The sequence below is a fragment of the Pseudomonas sp. SH10-3B genome, assembly GCF_019891415.1.
GTDB lineage: Bacteria > Pseudomonadota > Gammaproteobacteria > Pseudomonadales > Pseudomonadaceae > Aquipseudomonas.
Window position 1 is genome coordinate 121,416 of the sequence record NZ_JAFLXD010000015.1, and the last position, 8,880, is coordinate 130,295.

An 8,880-nucleotide genomic window follows, 5' to 3' on the forward strand; every position below is an offset into this window, starting at 1 on the left:
CTGGGGCGCCCCGTCTGGCTTACTCGACAGGTACTTCAACAGGCGATTGTTTCGGCGTGTTGTCTTCGTACTCTTTCGCCGCTTTCAGCGCGTCTGCATCAGCCTTGGCCTTGTCGTCAGCGCGTTGCTGCAAGGTTTCGAGTTGTTGTGGAGTCAGCATCGACAGGCGCAGCATCATGCGTTGCACCAGTTCGCGACGCATTTCCTGGCGTACCTGGGTGATTTCGGAGTCCGAACCCACCAGGTTGTTACCATCGTGGCTGACAATCTTCTGCAACTGGATGTTGTCATTCATCAATGGCAGGTGATCGCGACCCTGGATTTCAAAGCTGAGCACCGTGCTCAGTTCGACATCGGACGCGCGCCCGGCACTGGCGTAGCTCAGGCTGCGCTGGGTTTCTTTCTCGTTAGCCAGGAACAGCTTGTAGGGCGCGCCGGTGTAGACGTGCACGCCGCTGTTTTCCAGGACCTGGCGCAGCTGGGTGACTGTTTCGCTGTAGGCGTCGCGAGCGCTGAGGTCCAGTTCCTTGATCGTCAGGTCATTGGTGCCGGTGCCGCGCAGCTGGAAGCCGCAAGCGCTCAACAGTACGGCAAGGCCCATAACCAGCAGATTGCGTTTGATCATTTTGTTGCTCCCCTTGAAACCATGTGGGCCTTATCGAGGCCCTGAAGGCTTTGTTCGGCGCAGGGCTCAAGCCCTGCGCCCGATCCGATTAGCTAGCGACGATATTGACCAGTTTGCCAGGCACCACGATCACTTTGCGGATCGTCAGGCCTTCGGTAAAGCGCAGCACGTTCTCGTTGACGCGTGCAGCCGCTTCGACTTCTTCACGGCTGGCACTGGCCGGCATATCGATCTGGCCGCGCAGTTTACCGTTGACCTGAATCACCAGTTGCAGCGTGTCCTGTACCAGGGCGCCGTCATCCTGCACCGGCCAGCGCGCATCAATTACCGCGTCGCTGTGGCCCAGGCTGCTCCACAGTTCATGGCTGATGTGCGGCGTGATCGGGGCCAGCAGCAGGGTGACCGTTTCCAGGCCTTCCTGCACCAGCGCGCGATCCTGTTCGGTTGCTTGCGGGGCTTTTTCCAGCACGTTCATCAGCGTCATCACCTGGGCGATGGCGGTGTTGAACTTGTGGTTCTGGCCCACGTCCTGGCTGGCTTGCTTGATGGCCAGGTGGGTGCTGCGGCGAATGACTTTTTGCTCGTCGCTCAGGGACGCCACGTCCAGCTTGGCCGGCAGGCCCTGGCTGACATGCGCATGCGCCAGGCGCCAGACGCGCTTGAGGAAACGGTGCGAACCTTCGACGCCGGAGTCGGACCATTCGGCGCTCATGTCAGGCGGCGAGGCGAACATCATGAACAGGCGGCAGGTATCGGCGCCGAACTGATCGATCATCGACTGAGGGTCAACGCCGTTGTTCTTCGACTTGGCCATCTTCTCGGTGCCGCCGATTTCCACCGGCAGGCCGTCGGCGATCAGTTTGGCGCTGATGACCTTGGCTTTGCTGTCGCGCTCAAGCTCGACGTCCGCCGGGTTGAACCAGGTGTAGGCGCCATTGGCTTCGCGACGATAGTAGGTCTCGGCGATCACCATGCCCTGGGTCAGCAGGTTCTTGAACGGCTCGTTGGAGCTCACCAGGCCTTCGTCGCGCATCAGCTTGTGGAAGAAGCGCGCATACAGCAGGTGAAGAATGGCGTGTTCGATACCGCCGATGTACTGATCCACCGGCAACCAGTGGTCGGCTGCGGATTTTTCCACCAGGCCGCCTTCATAGTGCGGCGAGGCGTAGCGAGCGTAGTACCACGAGGACTCGACGAAGGTGTCCATGGTGTCGGTTTCACGCTTGGCCGGCGCGCCGCATTTCGGGCAGTTGCACTCGTAGAACTCGGGCATGCGCGCCAATGGCGACCCGGCGCCGTCCGGCACCACATCTTCCGGCAGGACGACCGGCAGTTGATCTTCCGGCACCGGTACGTCACCGCAGGTTTCGCAGTGGATGATCGGGATCGGGCAGCCCCAGTAGCGCTGGCGGCTGATGCCCCAGTCGCGCAGGCGGAACTGGGTGCGCGAGGCACCGAGGTTTTTCTTGATCAGTGCGACTTCGATGGCGTCGAAGGCACCGGCGAAGTCCAGGCCGTCGAACTCACCGGAATTGATCAGCGTGCCGTGCTCGCCGTAGGCGTCTTGCCATGGGGCTGGGTTGGTGTCGCCGGAACTGGTGCGCACCACCGACTTGATCGGCAGGTTGTACTTGGTGGCGAATTCAAAATCACGCTCGTCGTGGGCCGGCACAGCCATTACCGCGCCATCGCCGTAGTGCATCAACACGTAGTTGGCGACCCATACCGGCAACTTCTCGCCGGTCAGCGGGTGCTCGACGAACAGGCCGGTCGGCAGGCCTTTTTTCTCCTGGGTGGCGACGTCGGCTTCAGCCACGCTGCCGCCTTTGCATTCGGCGATGAACGCCTGCAGCTCAGGGTTGTTCTGTGCGGCCTGGGTGGCCAGCGGGTGCTCGGCGGCCACTGCGACGTAGGTCGCGCCCATCAGGGTGTCGGGACGGGTGGTGAAGACTTTGAGTGCGCCCGCTTCGCCGATCGAGTCGACGTTGTACGGGAACTGCACTTCCATGCCCTTGGACTTGCCGATCCAGTTGCGCTGCATGGTCTTGACCTGTTCAGGCCAGCCCGGCAAATCGTCGAGGCTCGACAACAGTTCATCCGCGTAGGCGGTGATCTTGAAGTAGTACATCGGGATTTCGCGCTTTTCGATCAGCGCGCCGGAACGCCAGCCGCGACCGTCGATCACCTGTTCGTTGGCCAGGACGGTCTGGTCGACCGGGTCCCAGTTCACGGTGCCGCTTTTTTTGTAGATCACGCCTTTTTCGAACAGGCGGGTGAACAGCCATTGTTCCCAGCGGTAGTAATCCGGCTTGCAGGTGGTGACTTCGCGGGACCAGTCCACCGCCAGGCCCAGGCTGCGCAGCTGGGTCTTCATGTAGGCGATGTTTTCGTAGGTCCACTTGGCAGGGGCCACGTTGTTTTTCATCGCAGCGTTTTCCGCCGGCATGCCGAAGGCGTCCCAACCCATGGGTTGCAGGACGTTCTTGCCTTGCATGCGCTGGTAGCGGGAGATCACGTCGCCGATGGTGTAGTTACGCACATGCCCCATGTGTAGCTTGCCGCTGGGGTAAGGGAACATCGATAGGCAATAGAAAGTCTCCTTGCCTGGCTGTTCACTGACTTCAAAGGACTTTTGCTCGTCCCAGAAGGTTTGGGCGGCATTTTCTATTTCACGGGGCTGATATTGTTCGTGCATGGCTACTTTTGAACTGGATAGGGGTGGCCTAATCCTCTTCGGTGCAACGTTCAGGTTGTTCGACACCAAAAAGCGGCGCGTCCGTGCCCAAACCCTGCGGGAAGTGGAGTTACAGGAAGCGCCGTAGCATACATGACCCCACTCTATCGAGGGAAACCCTGATTGCGCGGCGAGGGCCGTCTGTCGCGGCGCCGGGCAGGCGCAGCCATGGGGACTACGCTGTTTATTGGGGAGCAAGTCTTTCTTCAATGAGGTGAGGGGATGGTCGAATCGCAGCGAATCGCAACGAAACCGGAAATCTACGAAGGACTGATCGACCGATTGGGTCGTGCATTGGATGCAGCGAGGACCGCGGGCCGATTGCGTGATGAACGGCCCGTCGAGTTGGAACTGCGCGGTTTGAGCCGTGCGGAGCTGGAACTGATCAAAGCTTACCTGGAACGTAACAAGCGCAGTGCGCCTCCTTGGGTGGCAACCCCGCCAGCCAAAGAGCCTACGCACTCAGCCAAGGTGGTGTGGCTCAAGGACTTGTCGGCCGGTCGTGGCCCGGAAAGGCTCCGGTCTGCCCGCTTCAAGTAGTTCACTCCCCTGAAGCACACCGTCGTGCCATGTCACTGTAAAGATTGTCGCTAAACCCCGTTACACCTTAGGCTTCGGGCATCTTTGGAGATGCCCGATGCCTATTCGTTATTTCATCAAACAACTGCTCCTGCCGCCCGGCATTCTCTTGCTGTTGCTGGCCCTTGCCTGGTGGTTTCGTCGCAGTCGCCCGCGTTTGGCCGGCTGCTGCTTTGCCCTGGGGTTGGGCGGCATGTGGTTGATCAGCCTGCCGGTGACGGTGGAGTGGGGCGCGCGGGCCCTGGAGACCGAGGCGCCGCTGGCCCGCGAAGACTGGTCGACCCTGGCCCAGCGCGCCGACGCCATTGTGGTATTGGGCTCGGGACGCGAGCGCGGCGACCCGGCATGGGGTTCTGATCAGCCGACCGGCATCGGTCTGGAGCGCCAGCGGTATGCCGCGCGACTGGCCAAGGCCTCCGGGCTGCCGGTGTTGACCACCGGTGGCCTGCATTACGGCACGCCGCCCAGCGAGGCGCAGTTGATGGCAGTTTCCATGCAGGATGACTTCGGCGTCGCCGTGCGCTGGAAGGAAGAGCGCAGCCGTACAACCTGGGAAAACGCGCAGATGAGTGCCGAGATTCTGCTGCCTGAAGGTATCAAGCGCGTAGTGGTCGTGACCCAGGCCTGGCACATGCCGCGCTCGGTGTGGAGCTTTGAAAAGGCCGGGTTCACTGTGGTGCCGGCGCCGGTGGGGTTCCTGGGGGTGGATAACGCCCGGCCGCTGGGCGGCTGGATGCCGGAGTTCAAGTCGGTGTGGCAGAGCGGGCAGTTGATCAACGAGGCGGTGGGGCAGGTGGGGTATCGGTTGTTCTATCGATAACACCGCAAATCAAAATGTGGGAGGGAGAAAGCCCCCCACACATTGGTTCTGCATTGTCTGTTAAACGGTTTTGGACATCCGACCTGCCAGCAGTGCCCAGCCAAACAGCGCCAGGCATACGATGATCAGCGGCCACGAGCGCCATTGCAGGTACGGCGTCAGGTTGTGCATCGGCACCACTTCGCCGTAGAGGATGCCGCGTTCAAACTGAGGGATCTGCACGGTGATCTGCCCAAACGGGTTGATCAACCCGGTCACGCCATTGTTGGTGGCGCGGATCATCCAGCGGCCAGCCTCCAGCGCACGCATCTGCGCCATTTGCAGGTGTTGCAAGGGGCCGATGGAGCGGCCGAACCAGGTGTCATTGCTGATGGTCAGCAGCAGGTCGCTCTGGGCGGAAAGGCCGGCGGCGAACTCCGGGTACACCACTTCATAGCAGATGAACGGCGCAATCTGATAGCCCTTGGCCTGCAGCATCGGCTGGTCGGCAGGGCCGCGGGCGAAGTCCGACATCGGCAGGTCGAAGAAGGCAATCAGGCCGCGTAGCATGTCCTGAAGCGGCACGTATTCGCCGAAGGGCACCAGCTTTTGCTTCAGGTACGTACCCTCGCCTTCACCCACCACGGTGATGCCGTTGAAGTAGCGCTTCTGGTGGTGCACTTCCTGGCGAATCGGTACCCCGGTGATCAGCGCGGTGTGCCGGTCCGCAGCAAACTTGCCCATCATTCCCAGGTAGCCCTCGACAGACTCCTTGAGTACCGGCACGGCCGTTTCCGGCCACACCAGCAGGTCGACCGGCTTGGAGCTGAAGCTCATGTCGCGGTACAGCGCGAGCTGTGCATTGAGCTGCTCGGGGTCCCACTTCATGCTTTGTTCGACGTTGCCTTGGATCGCGGCGACGGTCAGCGGCGCGCCGGAGGGGCTGGTCCAGGCATGATGCTTGAGCGCCAGGCCGACGGCCCAGGGCGCTACCAGCAACACCAGGCCAGCGCCGATAAACGCGTTGCGCTTGCCAGCCAGCAGGCGCGGCAGGTTGCACAACAGGGCCGCCGTCAGCGCCAGGGCAAAGGAAATCAGCCACATGCCGCCCACTGGCGCCAGGCCGGTGAGGGGGCCGTCGAGCTGGCTGTAGCCGGAATACAACCATGGGAATCCGGTGAGGAACCAGCCGCGAAAGGCTTCCTGGCCAACCCACAATGCGGCAAACGTGAGCGCATCTGCCAACGGTGCTTCATTGCGACGCAACCAGCGTGCCCACAGCCAGGCGGGCAGGGCGAAGAACCAGGCAATGGCGGCGGTGAACAACAGCATCAGGAACCCCGCCAGCAGCACCGAAGCGCCGCCGAAGTGGTGGATGCTGTAGTAGATCCAGCTGGTACCCGCGCCAAACAGGCCGAAACCGAAGCACCAGCCACGGCCGAGGGCCTGGCGTGGGGTCAGTTCCCGCAGCCCGATATAGAACAATCCGACCGCGACCAGTGCAAATGGCCACAGGTCGAACGGCGCCAGCGCCAGGGTAGTGATGGCGCCGGCCACCACGGCCAGCAGGTTACCGGGCCAGCCGGGGCGGGTCAGACGGCGCATATCAATCCTTAGCGGGCAATAGGTGTCAGGCGAATCAAGTGGATGCGGCGGCTGTCGGCATTCAGGATGCGGAAGCGATAGGCGCCGATCTCGGTGGTTTCGTTACGCTTGGGCAGATGCCCGAACGCACTCATCACCAGGCCACCGACGGTGTCGAACTCATCGTCGGAGAATTCGCTGTCGAAGAACTCGTTGAAGTTCTCGATCGGCGTCAGTGCCTTGACCAGGAAATCACCGCTGGGCAGCGGCTTGATGTAGCTGTCCTCTTCGACATCGTGTTCGTCTTCGATGTCGCCGACGATCTGTTCCAGCACGTCTTCGATGGTCACCAGGCCCGCCACGCCGCCGTATTCGTCGATCACAATGGCCATGTGATTGTGGTTGGCACGAAACTCGCGCAGCAGCACATTCAGGCGCTTGGATTCAGGCACGAAGGTGGCCGGACGCAGCAGGTCCTTGATGTTGAAGCTGTCACCGTTCTCCTTGAGGATCAGCGGCAGCAGGTCCTTGGCCAGCAGGACACCCATGACGTCGTCATGGCTTTCACCGATCACCGGGTAGCGCGAGTGCGCCGAGTCGATCACGGCCGGGAGGAATTCCCGTGGGGTCTGGGTCGCCTTGATGCTGATCATCTGCGAGCGCGGGACCATGATGTCCCGAACTTGCAGGTCAGCCACCTGGATGGCGCCTTCGACGATGGCCAGCGCTTCGCTGTCCAGCAACTTGTTCTGATGGGCCTCGCGCAGCAGCTCCAGCAGCTCCTGGCGGTTTTTCGGCTCGTGGGCAAAAGCCTGGGTCAGTTTACCCAGCCATGACTTTTGCCCGTTGCTCGATCGGTCTTCGCTCATAGCGATTACTCTAAATCCTTTGATGTGACAGTTGAGTGTTGATCAGTTTTCGTCGTCTGCATATGGATCAGGGTGACCCAATTCTGCAAGCAACGTTCGTTCCAGTGCTTCCATTTCCTCGGCTTCTTCATCGTCTATATGGTCGTAACCCAAGAGATGCAAGCAGCCGTGGATGACTAGATGGGCCCAGTGAGCCTCAAGTTCCTTGCCTTGTTCCTTCGCTTCACGCTCGACCACCTCGACGCAGATCACCAGGTCGCCCAGCAAGGGGATGTCCAGCAACTCATCGGGTACGTCAGCGGGAAACGACAGCACGTTGGTCGCGTAATCCTTCTGGCGCCAGGTGTGATTCAGTTCGCGGCCCTCGGGCTCGTCCACCAGGCGGATGGTCAGTTCCGAGTCGGCGGTGCGCTGGCGCAGGGCCAGGGCGCACCATTGACGGAACTGTTCTTCGCTGGGAGCGGGCGCTTCGGTGGCCAGCTGCAGGTCAAGCTCAAGCATCGCGGCGAACGTCCTTGGCCGGTGCGTCATCGCGGTGGTCGAAGCGCTCGTAGGCTTCGACAATGCGCTGCACCAGCGGGTGGCGGACCACGTCCTTGGGCATGAAGTGCGTGAAGCTGATACCCGGCACGTCCTTGAGCACCTCGATCACCTGGGCCAGGCCGGACTTGGTGCCTTTGGGCAGGTCGACCTGGGTGACGTCACCGGTGATCACGGCGGTGGAGCCGAAACCGATACGGGTGAGGAACATCTTCATCTGCTCGACGGTGGTGTTCTGGCTTTCGTCGAGGATGATGAAGCTGTTGTTCAAGGTGCGGCCGCGCATGTAGGCCAGCGGGGCGATCTCGATCACCTGGCGCTCAATCAGCTTGGCCACGTATTCAAAGCCGAGCATCTCGTACAGCGCGTCGTAGAGCGGGCGCAGGTACGGGTCGATCTTCTGGGCCAGGTCGCCGGGCAGGAAGCCGAGTTTTTCACCGGCCTCGACCGCTGGGCGCACCAGCAGGATACGGCGTACTTGCTCGCGCTCCAGGGCGTCGACCGCGCAGGCCACCGCAAGGTAGGTCTTGCCCGTACCGGCGGGGCCGATGCCGAAGTTGATGTCGTTGCCGAGGATTTCCTTGACGTAGCGCTGCTGATTCAAGCCACGAGGGCGAATCATGCCTTTTTTGGTGCGCAGGGCCACGCTGGCTTCGGCCACCGGGTTGTTGGCCAGGTCTTCCACGGCAGATTCCTGCAGGTACAGGTGCACCGTTTCCGGCGACAGCTCACTACCCTTGGTTTCACGGTAAAGGCGGCGCAGCAGGTTTTCTGCAGACGTGGTGTGTTGGGGTTCACCAATGAGCTCGAACTGATTGCCGCGATTGCGGATCTCGATGCTCAGGCGTTGTTCGATCAGGCGCAGGTGCTCGTCGAACTGTCCGCACAGGTTGGCGAAACGGCGAGCCTCAAAGGGCTCGAGGAGAAAACGATGGGGTTCTGCTATGGGTGCGTTCAAGGTTGCTTTTAGCCGCCCTTTGGCTGTTTAGGTGAAAGAGAGGATAACGCCAGCACGCCGGGTGCGAAAGCACTTAAACGGAGCATATTGGCTGACGGCGATTCTGTAGGAGCGAGCTTGCTCGCGAAAAACCTGAGGGCACCGCGTATATTCAGGCTGCACGCGTTATCGTTGACGTTTTTCGCGAGCAAG

The 8,880-nt window shown here is 61.2% G+C and carries 8 protein-coding genes and 1 pseudogene; 2 read left to right on the plus strand and 7 right to left on the minus strand.

The genetic code is table 11. The features are described 5' to 3' along the window. Positions 1-19 precede the first annotated feature (19 nt). Both lptE and leuS read right to left on the minus strand, forming a co-directional pair. Entirely contained in the window at positions 20-625 is a 606-nt protein-coding gene (gene lptE / locus J1G35_RS14115; protein WP_053138085.1) for an LPS assembly lipoprotein LptE, read from the minus strand. An 88-nt stretch (positions 626-713) separates the two neighbouring features. Then, complete coding sequence (gene leuS, locus J1G35_RS14120) at positions 714-3,320, minus strand: leucine--tRNA ligase (protein WP_223015231.1); 2,607 nt, start codon at positions 3,318-3,320, stop codon at positions 714-716. Positions 3,321-3,581: 261 nt separating this feature from the next. On the opposite strand from leuS, the gene J1G35_RS14125 reads away from it, so the two are divergent. Together J1G35_RS14125 and J1G35_RS14130 are read left to right on the plus strand one after the other, a co-directional pair. Beyond that, positions 3,582-3,899: a hypothetical protein gene (locus J1G35_RS14125; protein WP_053138081.1), complete on the plus strand. Its 318-nt coding sequence runs from the start codon at positions 3,582-3,584 to the stop codon at positions 3,897-3,899. Between the two features lie 97 nt (positions 3,900-3,996). Then, entirely contained in the window at positions 3,997-4,758 is a 762-nt protein-coding gene (locus tag J1G35_RS14130) for a YdcF family protein (protein WP_223015232.1), read from the plus strand. 60 nt (positions 4,759-4,818) lie between these two features. Here J1G35_RS14130 and lnt read toward each other — a convergent pair whose 3' ends face one another. From lnt to J1G35_RS30935, 5 genes and pseudogenes are all read right to left on the minus strand, one after another. After that, complete coding sequence (gene lnt, locus J1G35_RS14135) at positions 4,819-6,342, minus strand: apolipoprotein N-acyltransferase (protein ID WP_223015233.1); 1,524 nt, start codon at positions 6,340-6,342, stop codon at positions 4,819-4,821. Positions 6,343-6,350: 8 nt separating this feature from the next. After that, entirely contained in the window at positions 6,351-7,190 is an 840-nt protein-coding gene (locus J1G35_RS14140) for an HlyC/CorC family transporter (protein ID WP_005791724.1), read from the minus strand. Between the two features lie 42 nt (positions 7,191-7,232). Next, on the minus strand, positions 7,233-7,691 hold the full coding sequence (ybeY, locus tag J1G35_RS14145) for an rRNA maturation RNase YbeY (RefSeq protein ID WP_053138075.1): 459 nt from the start codon (positions 7,689-7,691) through the stop codon (positions 7,233-7,235). Continuing rightward, entirely contained in the window at positions 7,684-8,688 is a 1,005-nt protein-coding gene (locus J1G35_RS14150; RefSeq protein WP_053138073.1) for a PhoH family protein, read from the minus strand. Before J1G35_RS14150 ends, ybeY begins: the two co-directional genes overlap by 8 nt. Before the next feature lie 8 nt (positions 8,689-8,696). Next, positions 8,697-8,880 (minus strand): annotated as a pseudogene (locus J1G35_RS30935) (hypothetical protein); the annotation flags it as partial.